The sequence below is a fragment of the Vibrio sp. 2130-1 genome, from assembly GCF_033339515.1.
Window position 1 is genome coordinate 1 of record NZ_JAWOUT010000230.1, and the last position, 736, is coordinate 736.

At 45.8% G+C, this 736-nt stretch carries 1 protein-coding gene; it reads left to right on the plus strand.

All coding sequences use genetic code 11. The features are described 5' to 3' along the window. A partial coding sequence (locus R7Q09_RS25375) for a GlxA family transcriptional regulator (RefSeq protein WP_318143848.1) occupies window positions 1-736 on the plus strand: 736 nt, incomplete at both ends.

The window sequence follows — 736 nt, forward strand, 5'->3', positions numbered from 1 at the left end:
TGTTTGAGCCGATTTTAATTCCACATACAGACCTAACCGCAGAAAGACTAACGGTTGTTTTGTTGCCACCTGCGTCACTTGATAATTACTACTTAGCTCCTGATGATGCGTTGATTCGATGGCTTAAAGCGCACTACTCACAAGGGGCGGTGTTATCTTCTGCATGTGCCGGAGTATTCATTCTTGCCGCAACCAACTTGATCGATTCGAGAGAGGTCACGACCCATTGGGCATTGGCGGAAACATTCTCCCAAGCCTTTCCTAGCATTGCGCTAGATAGCAATAAGATATTGATCAATCACGGTGACATAGTAACGGCGGGTGGGATGATGTCATGGTTAGACCTTGGCTTTGAGCTGATCGCGAAATACGCTTCGCCGGGTGTTGTGCGTCAGCTTGGAAAAACGCTAGTTATTGATACCGCTCAGCGAGCGCAGAGCTACTACCAACAGTTTCATCCATCGTTTTCTCACGGTGATTATGCGATTGTTTCCATTCAACAAATCATGCATCAGCGCTATGCAGAGCCTTTGTCCATAAAGCAGTTAGCAAAGCAAGCCAACTTTACTGAACGCACGATGCAACGACGATTTTTGAAAGCGACAGGATACAACCCTAATCAATACTTGCAGCGTCTTAGAATTCAGAGCGCATGTGATTTGTTAGAAAGCACACAACATTCCTTTGATTCTATAAGCCATCAAGTTGGTTACGAGGATACGAGCGCCTGTAGGAA